General features: G+C 59.8%; 17 protein-coding genes. 7 read left to right on the plus strand and 10 right to left on the minus strand.

Features of this window, described 5'->3' with window-relative positions; all coding sequences use genetic code 11:
- The 5 genes from YUO_RS0125065 to YUO_RS0125085 all read left to right on the plus strand — a co-directional run.
- The coding region (locus YUO_RS0125065; RefSeq protein WP_028349743.1) for an integrase core domain-containing protein at positions 1 to 272 on the plus strand (272 nt) is incomplete at its 5' end.
- 67 nt (positions 273 to 339) lie between these two features.
- Positions 340 to 705: a type 2 periplasmic-binding domain-containing protein gene (locus YUO_RS0125070; protein ID WP_028349744.1), complete on the plus strand. Its 366-nt coding sequence runs from the start codon at positions 340 to 342 to the stop codon at positions 703 to 705.
- A 1-nt stretch (position 706) separates the two neighbouring features.
- Positions 707 to 853, plus strand: a complete 147-nt coding sequence (locus tag YUO_RS46475) for a hypothetical protein (RefSeq protein ID WP_156908763.1) — start codon at positions 707 to 709, stop codon at positions 851 to 853.
- A gap of 169 nt (positions 854 to 1,022) precedes the next feature.
- Positions 1,023 to 2,546 carry an SGNH/GDSL hydrolase family protein gene (locus YUO_RS41660; protein ID WP_051379638.1) on the plus strand — a complete coding sequence of 508 codons (1,524 nt, stop codon included), beginning with the start codon at positions 1,023 to 1,025 and terminating at the stop codon, positions 2,544 to 2,546.
- A 563-nt stretch (positions 2,547 to 3,109) separates the two neighbouring features.
- A complete protein-coding gene (locus YUO_RS0125085) occupies positions 3,110 to 3,871 on the plus strand; it encodes an N-acetylmuramoyl-L-alanine amidase family protein (protein WP_430649562.1) in 762 nt (253 codons plus the stop codon).
- 39 nt (positions 3,872 to 3,910) lie between these two features.
- Here YUO_RS0125085 and YUO_RS0125090 read toward each other — a convergent pair whose 3' ends face one another.
- The 10 genes from YUO_RS0125090 to YUO_RS0125140 all read right to left on the minus strand — a co-directional run bounded on the left by YUO_RS0125090 (position 3,911) and on the right by YUO_RS0125140 (position 16,022).
- A complete protein-coding gene (locus YUO_RS0125090) occupies positions 3,911 to 4,939 on the minus strand; it encodes a hypothetical protein (protein WP_235782833.1) in 1,029 nt (342 codons plus the stop codon).
- A gap of 359 nt (positions 4,940 to 5,298) precedes the next feature.
- The gene (locus YUO_RS0125100) at positions 5,299 to 6,138 is read right to left on the minus strand and encodes an ABC transporter ATP-binding protein (protein ID WP_051379639.1); all 840 of its coding nucleotides are present in this window, start codon (positions 6,136 to 6,138) and stop codon (positions 5,299 to 5,301) included.
- 78 nt (positions 6,139 to 6,216) lie between these two features.
- A complete protein-coding gene (locus YUO_RS0125105) occupies positions 6,217 to 7,536 on the minus strand; it encodes an ABC transporter substrate-binding protein (protein WP_028349749.1) in 1,320 nt (439 codons plus the stop codon).
- A gap of 130 nt (positions 7,537 to 7,666) precedes the next feature.
- The gene (locus YUO_RS0125110) at positions 7,667 to 8,794 is read right to left on the minus strand and encodes a branched-chain amino acid ABC transporter permease (protein WP_028349750.1); all 1,128 of its coding nucleotides are present in this window, start codon (positions 8,792 to 8,794) and stop codon (positions 7,667 to 7,669) included.
- A 15-nt stretch (positions 8,795 to 8,809) separates the two neighbouring features.
- Positions 8,810 to 9,739, minus strand: a complete 930-nt coding sequence (locus YUO_RS0125115; protein WP_283806426.1) for a branched-chain amino acid ABC transporter permease — start codon at positions 9,737 to 9,739, stop codon at positions 8,810 to 8,812.
- Between the two features lie 11 nt (positions 9,740 to 9,750).
- Positions 9,751 to 10,536 carry an ABC transporter ATP-binding protein gene (locus YUO_RS0125120; protein ID WP_028349752.1) on the minus strand — a complete coding sequence of 262 codons (786 nt, stop codon included), beginning with the start codon at positions 10,534 to 10,536 and terminating at the stop codon, positions 9,751 to 9,753.
- Entirely contained in the window at positions 10,533 to 12,503 is a 1,971-nt protein-coding gene (locus tag YUO_RS0125125; protein WP_028349753.1) for an AMP-binding protein, read from the minus strand. The genes YUO_RS0125120 and YUO_RS0125125 overlap by 4 nt, the downstream gene beginning before the upstream one ends.
- Before the next feature lie 376 nt (positions 12,504 to 12,879).
- Positions 12,880 to 14,388 (minus strand): amidohydrolase family protein, encoded by a 1,509-nt coding sequence (locus YUO_RS0125130; protein WP_028349754.1) that lies wholly within the window; start codon positions 14,386 to 14,388, stop codon positions 12,880 to 12,882.
- A gap of 392 nt (positions 14,389 to 14,780) precedes the next feature.
- Positions 14,781 to 15,014: a hypothetical protein gene (locus YUO_RS0125135; protein WP_028349755.1), complete on the minus strand. Its 234-nt coding sequence runs from the start codon at positions 15,012 to 15,014 to the stop codon at positions 14,781 to 14,783.
- A 78-nt stretch (positions 15,015 to 15,092) separates the two neighbouring features.
- A complete protein-coding gene (locus tag YUO_RS0125140; RefSeq protein WP_028349756.1) occupies positions 15,093 to 16,022 on the minus strand; it encodes a complex I NDUFA9 subunit family protein in 930 nt (309 codons plus the stop codon).
- Positions 16,023 to 16,423: 401 nt separating this feature from the next.
- On the opposite strand from YUO_RS0125140, the gene YUO_RS0125145 reads away from it, so the two are divergent.
- Together YUO_RS0125145 and YUO_RS0125150 are read left to right on the plus strand one after the other, a co-directional pair.
- The gene (locus YUO_RS0125145; RefSeq protein WP_051379640.1) at positions 16,424 to 17,377 is read left to right on the plus strand and encodes a tripartite tricarboxylate transporter substrate binding protein; all 954 of its coding nucleotides are present in this window, start codon (positions 16,424 to 16,426) and stop codon (positions 17,375 to 17,377) included.
- Entirely contained in the window at positions 17,374 to 17,856 is a 483-nt protein-coding gene (locus tag YUO_RS0125150) for a tripartite tricarboxylate transporter TctB family protein (RefSeq protein ID WP_028349758.1), read from the plus strand. The genes YUO_RS0125145 and YUO_RS0125150 overlap by 4 nt, the downstream gene beginning before the upstream one ends.
- Positions 17,857 to 17,859: the final 3 nt, after the last annotated feature.

A 17,859-nucleotide genomic window follows, 5' to 3' on the forward strand; every position in this document is an offset into this window, starting at 1 on the left:
TCCGAACAGCCTGCAAGCGTCTCGGCCTCAAGCATATCCGTACCAAGCCCTACACACCCAAGACCAACGGCAAGGCTGAGCGCTTCATCCAGACAAGCCTGCGCGAGTGGGCTTATGCCCGCGCTTACGACACCTCAGACGAACGCGCCGCCGAACTGCCACGCTGGCTTCACCGCTACAATTGGCACAGACCTCATGGCAGTATCGGATCAAAGCCACCCATCAGCAGACTCGGTCTAACCGGGAACAACCTGTTGAGGCTCCACAACTAGAGCGTTTTCAGCGGCGTGGAAACCGCAATATCGCCTCGCCCGATACGCGGCCGGCCTCGCGCTGCTGATGCTCTGGAACGCGCCGGCGGATGCCCGCTCGCTGGCCGTCATCGAGCGCGGCGCGTTGACGCTCTGCGCCAGCCCCAATGCGCTGCCGTTTGCAAGCAAGACCGGACCGGTCCCGGGATTTCAGATCGAACTCGGCGAGAAAATTGCCCAGCAACTCGGCGTCAAGCTGACGCGGGAATGGGTGGTCAGTGCGATCGCCAAGGGCGGCACCGCCACGTCTCCATTCGTGTATGAGGACGACATTGTCGCGGCATTGGCCAATCGCGAGATCGAGGCCCGCCACACCGATGATGGTCGGCTGGTTCAACCTGCAGCATGCCGACAAGCCGTTGCGCCTGATTCCAGCGTTCGACAACGATTCTGACTTGAACTGGAATATTGCGGCGGGGCTGCTCCGCCCCGACGACAAGCTGCAACAGCGTGTCGATGCGGCGATCGAGGCGCTGCTGGCCGATGGCAGCATCGCGCGGATCTATGCTCGCTATCGCATCGAGCTGCGGCCTCCGCAGTGAGGCTATCGGATTGGTGTGTGTATTGTTATGGGACGTGCGCACCACGCATATGGGCCGTGCTTGCGTGTTCCGCACCCAGATGACACGCTTCACGGTAAACTGAGACCCGCCACAGGGCCTTTGTGCTAGTCTGGTAAAGGCAGGTTCTGCGTGTGTGCGGTCCAGAAGCATGCCAAGGGAACCAAAATGGCAATGCATCTTTACCGAGCGCGGTTGGCTGATTGCGCTGGCCGTCGCGGTGGGAATGTTGCTCGGCTTGGCCGGCCCCACCTCTGCACAGTTCTTTAATTTCGGCGGATATCAGCAGGGGCCACAACCGCAACGCGGCGGCGGCTGGTTTGGTAACGAACGCGGTGGCGGCTGGTATGGTAACGACACGTTTGCGCCGTACCAAGAGCACGCGCCGCAGCCTCGTTGGAATGGGCGGCAAGCGCCTCCGCCGCCGCGCGAGGATTTTTCAAAGGCGCCGCCGCCCGAGAAACGCAACACTGTATCGGAGCGCCACATACTTGTGCTCGGTGACGCCATGGCAGACTGGCTCGCCTATGGGCTCGAGAACGTCTATGACGACCAGCCCGAGGTGGGTGTGATCCGCAAACACAAGACAGTCTCCGGCCTGATCAAATATCAGCCGAAGGGCGATCCAGCCGATTGGGCCGCCGCCGCCAAAGGTATTCTTGCCGCCGAAAAAGCGGATGCCATTGTCGTCTTGCTCGGGCTTCATGATCGCACCTCAATCCGCGAGCCGGCGGTCGACAAATCCGACAATAAAGCTGGGAACAAGAAGGACGCCAAGGCGAAACCTGATGGCAAGGCTTCGAGCGCAAAGCCCGAGGCGAAGCCCGATGGCGCAGCCAAGGTGCCGGATCCCGAATTGCCGCCGGACGATGCCGCCGAAAACAATGGCGCGCGGGCGGTGATTGAACCGGAGAGGAGCGCGCATTCGCCGAACGACATCCATGAGTTTCGCGAGAAGCGCTGGGTCGAACTCTACATGCAAAAGATCGAGGAGATGATCGGCGTACTCAAGTCCAAGGGTGTGCCAGTGCTGTGGGTGGGTCTGCCGGTCGTACGTGGCCCCAAGTCGACCGCCGACACGGCGTTTCTGAATACGCTCTATCGCGATGCGGCCGGCAAGGCCGGCATCACCTATGTCGATGTCTGGGATGGATTTGTCGATGAAACCGGCCGCTTCTTGCAGCACGGCCCCGATTTCGAGGGGCAGACCCGCCGGCTGCGCTCTTCCGATGGCGTGTACTTCACCAAGGCCGGCGCGCTCAAGCTCGCGCATTATGCCGAGCGCGAAATCAACCGACTGTTGGCTGCGCGTTCCGCGCCGATTGTGCTGCCCACTGAGCCGGCTACGCCCGACGCCAGTGCGCGGCCGGATGAGCCGGCGCCGCGTCCGCTGGCCGGGCCGATCGTTCCCTTGGCGCCCTCCTCTGTCGGCACGAATCAATTGCTCGGCGGTCCGGGGGGGCGGCCTGTGACGATGGATGCGCAAGCGGCGCGGGTCCTGATCACAGGGGAGCCTTTGTCGGCGCCAGCCGGTCGAGCCGACGATTTTGCCTGGCCGCGACGCGAAATCGGACGCGAAGGGGCCAAGGGTGAGACCCCAATGGCATCAACATCGCTCGATGCCAACGCACGGGCGCCGGCGGCATCGCTAAAGCCGAAAAAGCAACGCCGCTAGAGCGTGACCAACAATCGCTTTTGACGGTTTCCAAGAATGGTCGAAAGACTGTTTCAGTGCATAGCTATGTGGCTCAATGACAACACTGACGCGAAATCGCGCGAATGGATGCCGTGATCGCCCTCTCCGACTTGTATCCGCCCTCATTGGATTGCGACCCTTGCACGTCGAATTCGGTGGGTGGGGTACGATATGTTTTCCATCGGCTGTGCCAGGACTTCGTTCGTCGACATCAACGCAAGCCTCATTCGAGTTAGCGCGCCTTCGGGTTCGGTCGCTGGGCGAGCATGAAGCGCCGCGCGTTCATTTGTGTTCTCGACGCTATCGCTTCGCGATTTTGGCGTCGCGGCCGCATCGTCGTTGCCGCAATGGCCGCAATGATGCTTCTGCCGATCGAGGTCAGCGACGCGGGCTGGCTGTCGGACGTCTTCAAAGGCTCGTCAAAACAGGCGAAATCGCCAAGGCAAGGCAAGCCGTCAACGCACGTCACTTCGCGCAAGCACGTCGCTTCGCGCAAGCCAGCTACTTCGGCAAGATCAGCCGCCTCGCCAAAGCGCCGCACCGTGAAGCTTGCCGCCCTGGGCCCAGTCGCCCTGCCCTCTGCAGCTTTCAAACCGGTCGTCCCCCTGTGCGATCCCTCCAAGTTCCGGATCGTTCTGGATGTGGGACATACCGCCGAATCAGAAGGCGCGATCAGCGCCCGCAACGTCTCCGAGTTTGTCTTCAATCTGCGCCTTGCGAAGCGGATCGAGGAGAAGTTGAAGGCCGAGGGCTTTACTGAAACCAGATTGCTCGTGACCGAGGGCAAGGCGAGGCATAGCCTCGTCAAACGCGTCGCCGCCGCCAACAATCTGCCCGCGGATCTCTTCCTGTCGATCCACCATGACTCCGTGCCCAACAAATTCCTCGAGGACTGGGAGTTCGAGGGAAAGAAAAGCCATTTCAGCGACCGCTTCAGCGGATATTCCGTCTTCGTCTCCCGCAGCAACCCGGACTTCAAGACGAGTTTCGCCTTCGCCGAACTGATCGCCAAGGAAATGAAGGCCCAGGGCCTCGACTATGCCAGGCAATATTCCCAGCCCATCATGGGCCGGTACCAGCGTGAGCTGCTGAACAAGGAGACCGGCGTCTATCGCTACGATGAGCTCATCGTGCTGAGAAAAACCCGGATGGCTGCCGTCCTGCTGGAAGCGGGCTCGATCATCAACCGGGACGAAGAGCTCAAGATGAGTTCGCCTGAGCGGCGGGACATTATCAGCAGCGGTGTTACGGCGGCGGTGAAGGCATTTTGCGAGCCCCGATGGGCCGTGCTCGGTCCGCTCTGATGACGCGGTAGCGTAGCATCTGGACCCCGCCCTCCGGCTTCAACCCTTTGACTGCTTCTTGATTTCGTCGAATTTGGAAAGCGCTCGTTCAAATTTTTCGTTGAACAGCCACATCGCATCGAGAATTTCGCGGTAGGTCGCGGATGTTTTGGCCCGGTCAGCCTGTCCGAAGGTGAAAACGCTGTTGTTTCGCAGATAGGCCATGATCTTCGGGTCTGAAATTCTGTAGTCAACCAGGTTGCGCGAGCCGAGCGCAGACCTGGTCGGGCTCGGAATAATCTGGATGAGTTCAAAGAGCTTCATCTGATCGATCGGATCTGGCAGTGTTTTCACGATCGCCGGTACTTGCGGAAAGATATCCGCGTGTGCGTTCATGAGACCATCTCGCACGGCGGTCCAGTGGTTGTACCGATGGTCCACATTGCCGGCCCGTGCCTCTTCCTTGTCGTCGCGGGCGTTCAGTGCGGGATCAAAGGCTGCGATCGAATTCTTTATCGCCGCCCATTTCTTCCGTCCATTTTGATCTTCGGGTACGCCTGTTTGCAAGCTGCCCTTGTATTTGTTCGAGCGCGCATTCCCGATGTTCTGATTGCCATTTGTCTCGGCAAAAAACAGGCCCAGGCTGATACGGCCTGCTGCTTCGGCATTGGCCGCATCAAGGCCCTTGGCTCGCGCAATGGCCGTGCCCAGATCGACAACGTCCTTGAATGGAGTATCTGAGTTTTGCGCGTTGGCGGGCGGCGCTTGCATCAGGTCGAAAAGTCTCCTGTACTCGTCGAGCAGCGGCTCATTGTCGGCGCTAAAATACGCCGGTGGGATTCCGTATTTATTGGGCCCGCCTATCTTGGACGGAAGAGCGTCGGTGAGATCCTTGTACGCGCTGATCATGTTGTTGCGTGCAAGGTAGAGGGCTTGTCCTGGCAAGTTCGGCAGTCGCTGGTTCGAATTGATCTGCGCGCGCCGCTGGCCCAGGATCGACTCGAAGTTGCTTCGTGCCTCATTGTATGTATTGAGCGCATCCGATTGGGTTTTCGTTAGTGTGGCCGGCTCGCCCATTGCAGGCGACATGAAGCTGAGATTGCCGATCGCGGCCGCCACAAGCGACGCGACCGTGCTGACGATCGCGTTGGTGGCAACGGAAGCCGGCGCAGTGAAGAAGATTCCGAGAGCAAGAGCTGCCGCGGGCGCAGCAGTATGGCTTTTTATCCCCATGGCGATTTTTCCATGCCCAAGTTTCATTGGATCGCGACCGACGCGATCGTAAACAATGAACGTGCAGCTTGGCGAGGCGAAAGCAGCTCCAAATCCGATGCAATGTCCTTTGGTGCTTTTCAGATATTACGCCAAGTCCGGCTTGAGTCCGTAATACGCTTCAAGGCGGACATCGGCCGACGATCGCAGCGCGGGATGATTTCGACAGAGATCACCTAAGCGAGCCAGCGCTTGCGTCGCTTGTAGTGCTTCACATCGCGGAATGATTTTCGCTTCTCCCCGGCGACGCCAAGATAGAATTCCTTGACATCTTCATTTGCGGCGAGCGCCCGCGCCTCGCCGTCCATCACCACGCGCCCATTTTCGAGGATGTATCCGTGTCTGGCGTATTTGAGCGCCATATTGGTGTTCTGCTCGGCGAGCAGGAACGTAACATTTTCCCGGACATTGAGGTCCTTGACGATCTCGAAGATCTCTTCGACGATCTGCGGAGCGAGGCCCATCGACGGCTCGTCGAGCAGGATCATCTTCGGGCGCGACATCAGCGCACGGCCGATCGCGCACATCTGCTGCTCGCCACCCGACGTATAGCCGGCGGTAGAACCGCGCCGCTCCCTGAGACGGGGAAAATAGGCATAGACCCGCTCGAGATCTTCCGCGATCGCGGCCTTGCCGTCCACGCGCGTGAATGCGCCGGTCAGGAGATTTTCTTCGACGGTAAGGTGAGCGAAGCAGCGCCGCCCCTCCATCACCTGAATGCAGCCGCGCCGCACTAGATCGTTTGGCGACAGCGACTGCACTTCCACACCGTCAAACAGGATTGAGCCCTTGGTGACCTCGCCACGCTCTGAATGCAGCAGATTGGAAACCGCCTTCAGAGTCGTGGTCTTGCCCGCACCATTGGCTCCGAGAAGCGCGACGATTCCGCCCCGCGGCACATCCAGCGATACGCCCTTCAATACCAGGATGACGTGATCGTACACGACCTCGATGTTGTTGACCGACAGGAACGGCGCCGCCGCTTCCGTCGTTGTGGCGGCCTTGGGAATCGACACGCTGCTCCCTCCAAACTGTTACAGCTTCAGGAATACCCGGAAGGAAGCGAACGCTCCTTCCGGATCTCCGAGATGTTTTCAGCTCTCTTTCGAGCAGTCGCGAGGCTGAATCTTCTTGTCCGCGGCATACTTCGCGGAAACTTCGTCAACGAGCGGTTCGGTCTCGGATTGGTTGGCCGTGTACCAGTCGGAGATGACCTTCCAGCCCTTGCCGTCCCACTGCTGTACGCGCCCGTCCCGCGCGCCCTCGTGATCGGAGCAGGAAATCTTGATCGGCTTCAACATGCCCTCGAAACCGAGCTCCTTGAGACGCGCTTCCGAGAGGTTGAGGTTCTCAAGACCCCAACGGACCTGCTCGCCCGTCAGCGGCTTCTTGCCGAACTTTTCCTGCGCCTTGCGGATCGCTTCCACCCCGAGCATAGCGTTCACCATGCCGCGGTTGTAGAGAACCTCGCCGATCTTGCCAGGCTCCGACGCGCCCTTGCCCTTTGCATAGACGTGCTTCTCGATCTCGGCATGCACGGGGAATTTGCCCGCACCATGCTGAAGCATCAGCGCCTTGTAGCCGACGGCTTGATCGCCCGCGGGCTGCACATCCGGCTCTGCGCCCGACCACCAAACACCGATCATCTTGTCGCGCGGATAGGCAACGGCCGCCGCTTCCTTGACTGCCGTCCCGTTCATGACGCCCCAGCCCCAGACCAAGACATAGTCCGGGCGGTTCTGGCGGATCGACAGCCATTGCGACTTCTGTTCGACACCGGGATGCGTGACCGGGATCGGTGTGAACTCAAAGCCGTACTTCTTGGCCAGCACCTGCAGCATCGGGATCGGCTCCTTGCCGTAGGGGCTGTCATGATAGAGCAGCGAAATCTTCTTGCCCTTCAGCTTGTCGAAGCCGCCCACCTCCTTGGCGACGTGCTGGATCGCGATATCGGCCGCGGACCAGTACGTGCCGAGCAGCGGGAAATTGTAGGCGAACACGGCGCCGTTCTTGGAATCGGCGCGGCCATAGCCCATGGTGATAATCGGAATCTTGTCAGTCGTGGTCTTCTCGGTGAGGGCGAATGTAATGCCGGTCGACAGCGGATTGACGAAGGCCGCGCCGGTCGGCCCCTTGCCTTTGAGACGCTCGTAACATTCGACACCCTTGTCGGTGGCGTAGCCGGTTTCGCATTCCTCGAACAAGATCTTGACGCCGTTGATGCCGCCGTCGCGCTCGTTGACCAAGTTGTAATAGTCGGCCACGCCGTTTGCGTACGGCACGCCATTCACGGCGTACGCGCCCGTTCGGTAGGATAGTATCGGGATGAACTGCTCGCTCTGCGCTGCAGCAGGAGAGGCAAACGCCCCGCCTGAAAGTATGGCTGCAGCAAGTAATAGTTTGTTGCGTACCATATAACTGTCCTCCTCGTTCAGCCCGTTTTTTCTGTACCGGGTCTTGTTTTCGCGGGCTTCCTTGCCTCCTATTGCCAACGACCGCCGCTCCGCATTGCGATCTTCGGCTTGCTTCGTACTACCCGCCCCTTCAGTAGGGAAACGGCCACAGTCTGAGCTTCTCCTTGCCAATCGATATGAGCCGGGCAAATCCATGTGGCTCCTTGATGAGAAGATAGCAGATCAACGATCCAAAGATGATGAATTCCAGATGGGTAATCGTCTCTGTCGACAGCGGCACACCGAGCTGGGTTGGAAGCAGGTTCAGCATGATGGGCAGGATCAAGATAAAGGCCGCGCCGATGAATGACCCCATGATCGAACCCAACCCGCCGATGATCACCATGAACAGAAGCTGCAGCGAACGCTCGATTGAGAAGGCGAGCGGCTCCCACGAGCCCAGATAGACGAACGCCCAAAGTGCGCCCGCCACGCCGATGATGAATGAGGAGACCGCGAAAGCTGTAAGCTTCGCGTAGAGTGGCCGGATACCGATGAGCTCCGCGGCTATGTCCATGTCGCGGATTGCCATCCATTGTCTGCCGAGATTGCCGCGAACCAGATTCTTCGCCAGAAACGCGAACACCGTTACGAAGATCAGGCACAGCATATAGCGCTCGATCGGCGTGCCTACGTTCAGACCGAAGAAATCCAGCGTCGGTGCACTGACCGACCCCGACGGCGCATAATTGGTGAACCACGGCACCCGCAGGAACACCCAGTCAAAGAAGAACTGCGCTGCGAGTGTTGCGACCGCTAAATAGAGGCCCTTGATCCGCAGACTTGGAATACCGAAGAGGATGCCGACAACCGCCGCCGCCAGCCCGCCGAGCAAAATAGATAGCAGTACGGGCAACGGCGGGATCGAAATCGCAAAGCCAAGCCAGTCGAGCGGAATATGAACGCCGGTCCCCAACTTGTAGGCCGAGTAGGCGCCGATGGCCATGAACGCGCCGCTGCCGAGCGAGATCTGGCCGCAATAGCCGACAAGGATGTTTACGCCGATAGCGGCAAGCGCGAGGATCAGGAAGGGCAGCAGAATGGCGCGAAGCAGATAGTCGCTGCCGAACGGCCAAATGTCGAAGTCGGCCAGCAGCGGCACGCCAATGAAGGCGATACCAAGCAAGATCGCGAGCGCCATACGGTCCTGGCGGATCGGGAAGATCGCCATATCCTCCGCGTAGGTCGTCTTGAATTGGCCTGCCTCGCGATAAAGCACAACTAACTCCTCATCTCAGATGCGCTCGATGATCCGCTCGCCGAACAGCCCCTGCGGCCGCACGAGCAGCACCGCCAACGCCAGCACATAAGCGAACCAATATTCAATACCGCCGCCAATATGCGACCCCAGGAACACCTCGGCGAGCTTCTCGCCCGCACCTACAATAAGCCCGCCGACGATCGCTCCTGGGACAGAGGTAAGGCCCCCAATGATCAGAACCGGCAGGGCCTTCAGCGCGAGAAACGTGATCGAGAACTGCACACCCAGCTTGGTGCCCCACACGGTCGCCGCAACGAGCGCAACGAGACCGGCAACAAGCCAGACCACAAACCAGATCCAGCCGATTGGAATCCCGACCGACTGCGCTGCCATGTGATCGTCAGCAACCGCCCTGAGTGCGCGACCAGTCTTGGTTTGCTGGAAGAAGATCGCGAGACCCGCGACCAGAATGCCGGCGATAAGGCCGCCCCAGACATCAAGCTGGTTGACCAGAATCCCACCCGGAAAGTGACTTTCGAACAGCAGCCAGATGTCGGTCGGGAACAGCCGCAACGGGTAAACATCGGAACCGAAGATCATCTGCGCCGCACCCTCGAGGACGAATGTCACGCCAATGGTGGACATGAACAGCGTAAGAGCGTTCTGATTGACAAGAGGTCCAATCACGAACCGCTCGATCAGCCAGGCCGTTATCGCCATGATCACGGCGGCAAAGCCGATGCCGAGGACGATCGCAACCCAAAGCGGGAAGCCATTGGCCACGAGGAGATCGAGCGAACGAACCAGCGCCAACCCGGCGAGCAACACCATTGCGCCTTGCGCAAAATTAAAGACGCCGGATGCCTTGAAGATCAACACGAAGCCGAGCGCGACCAGCGAATACAGGACGCCAGACATCAATCCGCCGATCAGCACCTCCAGAAATTGACCCAATGCGATCACACTATCGCTCCCTAGTGCGCGATGCCGAGATAGGCGTCGATGACGCCCTGGTCCTTCTTGACCTCATCTGGCGTTCCGTCGGCGATCTTCACGCCATGATCGAGCACCACCACGCGATGGGAGAGATCCATCACCACAGCCATGTCATGCTCGATCAGCGCGATGGTCGTTCCGTAATAGTCGTTCACGTCGAGGATGAACCGCGACATGTCCTTCTTCTCTTCGAGGTTCATGCCTGCCATTGGTTCGTCCAGCAGAAGGAGATCGGGCTCCATCGCAAGGGCGCGGCCGAGCTCGACGCGTTTCTGCAGGCCGTATGGCAAGCGCGCGACCGGCACCTTGCGGATCGGTTCGATCTCCAGAAAATCGATGATCTCCTCGACGCGGTGCCGATGCTCGATCTCCTCCGTCAGCGCAGGGCCGTAGCGCAGCATCTGCCACAGAAGGCCCCGCCGCATCTTCAATGTGCGGCCAGCCATGATATTGTCGAGCGCGCTCATTCCCTTGAACAGTGCGACGTTTTGAAAGGTGCGCGCAATGCCGCCACGGGACGCCTCGAACGGCTGCATCTGGGCGCGGGTTCGTCCCTTGAAGGTGATGGCACCACGATTGGGATGATAGAAGCCGTTGATGACGTTGAGCATCGAAGTCTTTCCGGCGCCATTCGGTCCGATGATGGCGCGAATTTCACCTTTCCTGATGTCAAGCGAGACATCCCTCAGCGCTTTCACGCCGCCAAACGCCAGCGATACCCCCTCGACCTGAAGCAGGATTTCGCTCGTGTCTGGCATCCTCATGCGGCCCTCCCAAAGGGCTCCGCTGCACCAATTGTCTGCACGTCGCGGATCTTGACCCGCGCCGCGATCACGCCTTTGCGGCCATCTTCAAAAGTGACTTCGGTGGAAATGTCGGCTTCATGCGAACCGTCGTAGAGCGCTGTAACCAATGGCCCGTAGCGCTCGGCGATGAACCCGCGGCGAACTTTCTGTGTGCGTGTCAATTCGCCATCGTCCGCGTCGAGTTCCTTGTGCAGAATCAGAAAGCGGCGAATCTGCGCGCCGGCCATCACCTTTTCCTCGGCGAGTGAGCGGTTCACTTCTTCAACGCTTTTCGTCACCAGGTCGTAGACCTGCGGATGCCCCGCCAGTTCCTGGTAGGAGCCGTAGGCAATGTTGTTACGTTCGGCCCAGCTCCCCACCGCAGTCAGGTCGATATTGAGAATGGCGCAAACGAACTCCCTGGAATCGCCGAAGGCGACCGCCTCCTTGATGCTGGGAAAGAACTTCAACTTGTTCTCAAGATACTTCGGCGCAAATATCGTTCCGTCGGCCAGCCGGCCCACATCCTTTGCGCGATCGATGATCTTCAAATGTCCCGTCTGCTCGTCGAAGAAGCCGGCATCACCGGTCTTGACGTAACCGTCAGGCGTCAGAGCCTCCGCAGTTTTCGCCTGATCCTTGAAATATCGGACAAACATGCCGGGTGAACGGAATTGCACTTCGCCCGATTCCGCAATGCGAATGTCGACGTTCGGCGCCGCCGGCCCAACAGTATCGGAGTAGATCTCCCCGTCAGGCTGACACGTTACGTAGAGGAATGCTTCAGTCTGACCGTAGAGTTGCTTCAGGTTCAATCCGATCGATCGGTAAAACGCGAAAAGATCCGGGCCGATAGCCTCACCTGCAGTATAGGCAACGCGTACGCGAGATAGGCCGAGAACGTTTTTGAGGGGCTCGTACAGTATCAATCGTCCAAGCGCATAGAGCAGCCGGCCTGACACCGGCACCGGCTTTCCGGTCAAAATCGATTCGCCATGCCGTCGGGCAATGCCGAGGAAGTAGTCGAAGATACGCCGCTTGATTGGCGCAGCATCCTCCATGCGGATCATCACCCGCGTCAGCATGTTTTCGAAAACGCGCGGTGGAGCGAAATAGAAGGTTGGTCCGATCTCGCGCAAATCCTGCTCGACCGTCTCACCGCTCTCCGGACACGCCATGCAGAAACCGGCGGCAAGGCCCTGCGCATAGTTGAGGTAATGGTCTCCCACCCAGGCGAGCGGCAGATAGGCAAGCGCCACGTCGTTCTCGGTCAACCTGTCGAACCTGACAGTATCCGTTACAGCGTCGATGCACCGTCGCGCCGACAGCATGACGCCCTTCGACGCGCCGGTCGTTCCCGAGGTATAGAGGATGATCGAGACGTCAGAACCTTCACCCTGACGGATGATTTCATCGATCTGATCGCCAAGCGCAGGGTTGCCCGCAAGCGCGGCCCGGCCGCCTTCGATGACATCGTGGATTGCGACCAACCGGCTGTGATCGTAGTCGCGGAGTCCACGCGGTTCATCGTAGACAATCTTCCGGAGATGCGGCACCCGGTCGGATACGGACAAAATCTTGTCGACCTGCTCCTGATCTTGCGCTGCAACAAACTTCACATCGGCATGGGCAAGGACATAGGCAAGCTCGTCAGCCACCGCATCCGAATAGACCGGGACCGGAATGGCACGCAACGCCTGCGCTGCCATCACGGTCCAATAGAGCTTCGGCCGGTTTGAACCGACGATGGCGATCGTGTCCCCTGGCTGCAATCCAATCCGCTGCAAACCCGCGGCATAAGCACGTACGATCCCGGCGACTTCGGTCCAGGTCCACGTCTGCCAGATACCAAGATCCTTGTGCCGAAACGCCGGACCGTTGCCAAACTGCGCCGCGTTTCGCAGAAGCAACTTGGGGAACGTATCAAACGATCCGCCATCGGCCATGTCGGTCTCCACCCAAAAACCGGCACGTTGGTTCGCGCCTGCTTATGGTGATCTGCGCCGTTCAGGCAGCAGTCATGCGAGTTCCGCATGCTTCCCTTGAGAATACAATTGATCGAAAGTCCTACAAGCCCGGTTTGGCAGTCCGGGATGCGGCTAATTGTGTTGCCGCATGTCTCGACCCAATCACCTTATGATTGTGGGCTCAAAGACGGACCTCCCGAGAATGTGGGCTATTGGCGCCACAAGCAGGTATCGCACGAGTGTTTGTTTTCATCCGAAGCCGAAATTGCTTCTGTCGTTCTACGCCCTTCACTGCAGCCGCGCGTTGACCGCGCCGACGAAGCTTGGTCGCTCCACCGGCGCGGCCGTCTAACGCTTACGCGGCGCGAACGTAGCCGTAGCGCAGGTTCGAGGGCGCCTGGGCCGCCTGCGTATACTCGTTCTTGAGCGAAGCGAGGCGGTCCTCGGAATAGGCCGGCATCCTGGTGTTGTCAGCCGCTCTCAGCTTGATCTTGTAGAACCTGGTGGCGTTGCCTGCGAAGATCAGTTGCTTGGTGGCGCTATTGGCGTCGCCGAGCGGCGCAAAGCCGTACTTCTTCTGCATGTCCTCCGGGATTTCGAGCCGGCGCATCGCCTCGATCTGCCACTGCGGTGAGCCGTACCAGACCGAGTCGGTGCCCCACATCACGTGGTCGACCCCCATGCCCTTGATCAGCGTGCCCACCAACGCGGCACAGAACTTGGGATGCGCCACTGCCGAGTTGGCAAAGGACGTGCCGAGTTCGGCATAGACATTGTTGACGCCGAACTTCTGCGGGATTTCCGCGAGATCCGTGGCCCACTGGATGCGGCCGGTCTGCTCGAACTCAGCCCACGCCTTGTCCGGCAGTTCGGTGAACGGCCGTAGCGCCGAGTGATAGATCACGAAGTTCATCTGCGGCCAATCCTTGGCAGCCTTTCCGATGTCCCATGCTGTTGCGTATTCCCACACGCCGGCGAACGACTTCTCGTAATCGGGCGGCAGCAGCCCCTTGTGGATGCACAGCGTGTTGATGCCGGCCTTTACCGCTTTCTCGTAAAACGGATACATCACCTGCTCGTCGTCGAGCCGCCACGGATATTTGGAGGGCGCCAGCGGATCGCCGATCGTGTAGGACTTCCAGGAATCCGGCTTGTAGACCTCGATCGCCTTGTCGGCCTCCTCCATCCAGCCGGGCTGCTTTGGGGTGATGACGCTGTGCGCCAAGAGGCGGCGCGAGCCGGCGAAGTCGTTGATGAGTTCGCGTGCCTTGACGATCTGCTCATTGGAAAGGAGCCACCAGCTCGGATCGTCGAACGGCGCGCCGCTTAGCAGCGCCATGTTGGTGTCGCTGTCGTAGTAGATCTCTTTCACATAATTCTGGAACTTGTAGCGGCCGAGCGAGGAGACGCCCTCCTCCTTCATCTTCGGATTCCAGTGCTGGCTCGCAAATTCCGCCAACCCCAACAGCTCCTTGTGATCGAAGTCGTCGCGCACGAAATGGGTCTGAACGTCGAAAATGAACTGGCCGGCGAGGCCCTGCGCGCGCGCCTGCATCAATTCGGGCTCTCGCGCCTCCGCGGGCGCAACCTGAAAAACATTGCCGTAGACGTCGTTCATGGCGAGGAATGCCGCCGCCATGCCGCAGCTCGTGTGCAGAAACTGCCGGCGACTCAAGCCGAGGTGCTTGCCGTTCGCGTCGGCGAGCTCGTTGATCCGCGCCTCGACTTTCTTTTGCACGGCGCTCTGCGGGGGCGGCAGATACTCGCCGTTGGAAACAATCTGCGTGGGAATCGGCGTTGCCGCCGATGCCGCCTCCGCGCCCGCGACAAGACGCTGCTCTCGCTCGCTAAGCCAGGTGCTCATTGTTCTCCTCCCTGTTTGTTGGGCCACGATGGCGCTGGTCGGTGCGCGCCTCAGCTTCCCGCATTTGGCCACTCCCGATCAGTCACGTGGACGCACCTCCCACGCATGAGGCCATCGCACTCGCCTCATGCCGAAGCCGAGTCTCTTCATCACGTCATTCTGTGAGGGTACAGACACACTTGAGAACTACTTACGGTAGTGGCGCATCTTCGCCGAATTCAATGCTCAAATTTCCAATGGCGCAAGTAATGTTATCGGGCAGTCATGCTGTCCCAAAGGTGGCAGGTTTGCCCCGGGGCGAGTGCAAAGCGCCTTTCGACCTTTACGGGGCGCATGAAACATCGTCCTTCGCGGACGGATGGAGGGATCCAACCCGCGTCAATTGCCCGGGCCTAGATTCGATCGCGTAGCCCTTTGACGCCCTCACCTTCGGCGCAATGCTCGCAACAGAAGAACGTGCCGGACTTCTCCAATCCGTGCCCGACGATGCGGATGCCGCAATGATCGCAGGTCGGCGCGAGCGCATGAATGGCGCACTCGAAACTATCGAAGGTGTGCGATTTGCCGTTCATGGTGACCTGAAAGGACTTGTCGTAGTCATTGCCGCAGGTTTCACATGTAGCCATGATGTCCGCCTTCACTTATGACACGGTCGCCCCTCGCATTGATTAAATTCAATAACGGGGTCTTAAAAGGATGGTTCCTCACTGTTGTCCGCCGGAGTTCGACAGCATCTTCTGGAGTATTGTCTCGACCGGGTGCGGCGATATCCCAAGCTCGGCAAATCCAGGCATATCCGGCGATGACACGGTGTCGATTTCCATCAGCTCCACTTGATTGCGCGTCAGGAATGGAATCCGGAGCATTTCGGAGGCCCATGCCAGTGCATGCCAAGCGGCAAACGGGACTGGAATCAGTCGAGGCGCAAGTCCAGCTTGACGCGCCACGGCTCTAAGCAACTCCTCGTAAGAGTAGACGCGCGGGCCGCCGAACTCGAAGATATCCGGCGTCTCGGCGCGCTGCATGATCCGGCCAATCGCTTCCGCAACATCATCCACATAGGCCGGCTGCAATCTGGTCACGCCGCGGCCGAACATCGGATAGACGGGAAGCTGGCGGAGCAGCTTGAGGATGACGACGAGAAACGCATCGTCCGGTCCGAACATCACCGCAGGACGGATCAAAGTTGCCTCGGGGAACGCGGCCCGCACCACCTGCTCGCCCTCGCCACGCTTTCGGATGTAGCGCGACTGGGAGGCGGCATCGGAGCCGATTCCTGAAAGGTGGACGAGCCTTTTGACTCCGGCCTTGTGCGCTTGAATGGCTACCCGCCGGGCGGCCTCGACATGAACGGAATGAAAAGTCTCCGCTCCGCGCTCGACGTAAAGACTGACCGCATTCACGACGCCGTAAGCGCCGGCAAGCGCATCCGCGACCGACCGCTCGTCGTGAATGTTGGCCTCTACGGATTGAAGTTGCGGATCATCAGCACCAGGCAATGTGTAGCCTTGATCCGGATGCCTTGACGCGATTCGAACCGGAAATCCGTATGAGCGCAGTTGTCGAACGATGCGGCGACCCAGAAAGCCGGTTCCGCCGAACACGGTGACGATCTGATCGTTCGTTGCCACCATGGCCCACTCGCCAATTCATGTCGCAACCACCCCATTATAGCGGCTTCGAACCCTGCCGCGAGGAATAACTGCAAGTCTAGGATGAGGCCGAATCTCGCAACGGTCTTTGCAGTCGAGCGTGACCGCGATCCCGGCACTTACCCGCGGACAAACGCGATTTCGGCTGCGGACCCCAGGGCGGACATCCCCGGCGCAGGTCGTTGCCATCGCAACGGACCAAAACAGCCGCTTAGGGTGCTTCTGCGAAGCGCCTCAAGGGCACCCGTGTACTCAGCCCGAATCTGGATTTGGCGGTGCGCCGCACACGCCGCCGGACCATCCTTGTCGCATCATTGTTTGCCAAGTTCCGGCGTCTTGCTATGATCGAAAAAAATCAATCAAGAGCGATAGGGAGAAGCGTCATGAGGACCGTGCTCCGTATTTTGGCGGCGACAGCAGCCTTGGCCGCGATGGCCATGCCGGCCGCGGCTCAAAACTATCCTGAGCGCCCGATCAAGATGATCGTGCCGTGGGCGGCAGGCGGCGATACGGACAACATCTTCCGCCCATTTGCGCCGCTTCTACAGAAGCACATCGGCCAGCCAATCGTGATCGCCAACGTCACGGGCGCCTCCGGCACCGTCGGGGCGCGCGAAGCCAAAGGCTCGCCGCCGGACGGCTATACGCTTTATGCGGTGCACGACTACATCCACCTTGTGCACTATGCCGGCGTCACAGACGTCAAGTACAGCGACTTCGAGCCGATCTGCCTGCTCTCTGCGACGCCATCGGTCCTGACGGCGAGCCCCAAGACGCCCTGGAAGAGCTGGGCCGAGCTTGCCGAGGACGCCAAGAAGCGTCCGGGCCAGATCACCGTGGGGGCTACCCTCGGATCGACCAGCCACATCTTCCCGGCGCTCATCGAGAAGGCGGCCGGCGTCAAGTTCAAATACGTCTCCTATGAAGGCCTTGCGCCGCGCATGAATGCCATTCTCGGCGGCCATGTCGATTTGACGGATTCCAACCTGACACAGAAGGGCAAGGTCGATGCCGGGCAGCTCAAGTTTCTTGCCATTGCTGCCGAGAAGCGCGATCCCGAAGCCCCTGACGTGCCGACGTTGAAGGAGCTCGGCATGGACATCGTCTACGCGGTTTTGCGCGGCCTGATCGTACCGAAGGGCACGCCGGCCGCGGTGCGCGCCAAGCTGGACGAGGCCTGCGGAAAAGCCGCCAAGGAGCCGGAGTTCGCGGACGCAATGAAGAAGCAAGGCACGCGCGTCTCCTATCTCAACGCCGCCGAATACGGTCCATTCCTCGACAAGCTCGACCGCGAGAGCAAGGTGATCATGACCGAGCTCGGTCTTGCCAAGCAATGAGACTTGGCCGCGATAGCCTTGCCGGATTGATCTTCCTCGCGGTCAGTCTGGCTCTGCTCGTGCAATCGTTTGGACTTCCGCAACTGCCGCTGGTGCCGGTCGGTCCCGGCTTCTATCCGCGCATCGTTCTGATCTTCATGGCCGTGACCAGCGCGGCGCTGATCGCACAGGATCTGCTCGCGCGGCGCGCTGAGCCGGCCGACGTCCCTGCTCCAGCGCAGCCGCAACCGGCCTATGGCCTAGTCGCGCTCGCCTTCGTCATCGTTGCGCTCTACTTGGTGGTTCTGCCTCTGCTCGGCTATCGCATCGCGACCGTCCTGTTCGTCGCCGGACTCCAGGCGACGCTCGAAAGGCCTGCGACCTGGCGGCAATGGGCGATCCTCGCGGCAATAGCGATTGCTACGTCGGCTGTAACGTACCTGGTCTTCGAGCGGTATCTCACGGTGCTGCTTCCTCGCGGTAGCTGGACAAACTGGTAGGCC

It is taken from the genome of Bradyrhizobium murdochi (assembly GCF_000472965.1).
GTDB lineage: Bacteria > Pseudomonadota > Alphaproteobacteria > Rhizobiales > Xanthobacteraceae > Bradyrhizobium > Bradyrhizobium murdochi.

Bases quoted from the DNA above. Each gene is read 5' to 3' on its own strand.
- YUO_RS0125135 (WP_028349755.1), bottom strand. From the start codon at position 15,014: ATGGCTACATGTGAAACCTGCGGCAATGACTACGACAAGTCCTTTCAG.
- YUO_RS0125150 (WP_028349758.1), top strand. From the start codon at position 17,374: ATGAGACTTGGCCGCGATAGCCTTGCCGGATTGATCTTCCTCGCGGTC.
- YUO_RS41660 (WP_051379638.1), top strand. From the start codon at position 1,023: ATGCCAAGGGAACCAAAATGGCAATGCATCTTTACCGAGCGCGGTTGG.
- YUO_RS0125120 (WP_028349752.1), bottom strand. From the start codon at position 10,536: ATGAGGATGCCAGACACGAGCGAAATCCTGCTTCAGGTCGAGGGGGTA.
- YUO_RS0125105 (WP_028349749.1), bottom strand. From the start codon at position 7,536: ATGGTACGCAACAAACTATTACTTGCTGCAGCCATACTTTCAGGCGGG.
- YUO_RS0125145 (WP_051379640.1), top strand. From the start codon at position 16,424: ATGAGGACCGTGCTCCGTATTTTGGCGGCGACAGCAGCCTTGGCCGCG.
- YUO_RS0125090 (WP_235782833.1), bottom strand. From the start codon at position 4,939: ATGTCGCCTGCAATGGGCGAGCCGGCCACACTAACGAAAACCCAATCG.
- YUO_RS0125125 (WP_028349753.1), bottom strand. From the start codon at position 12,503: ATGGCCGATGGCGGATCGTTTGATACGTTCCCCAAGTTGCTTCTGCGA.
- YUO_RS0125130 (WP_028349754.1), bottom strand. From the start codon at position 14,388: ATGAGCACCTGGCTTAGCGAGCGAGAGCAGCGTCTTGTCGCGGGCGCG.
- YUO_RS0125140 (WP_028349756.1), bottom strand. From the start codon at position 16,022: ATGGTGGCAACGAACGATCAGATCGTCACCGTGTTCGGCGGAACCGGC.
- YUO_RS0125070 (WP_028349744.1), top strand. From the start codon at position 340: ATGCTCTGGAACGCGCCGGCGGATGCCCGCTCGCTGGCCGTCATCGAG.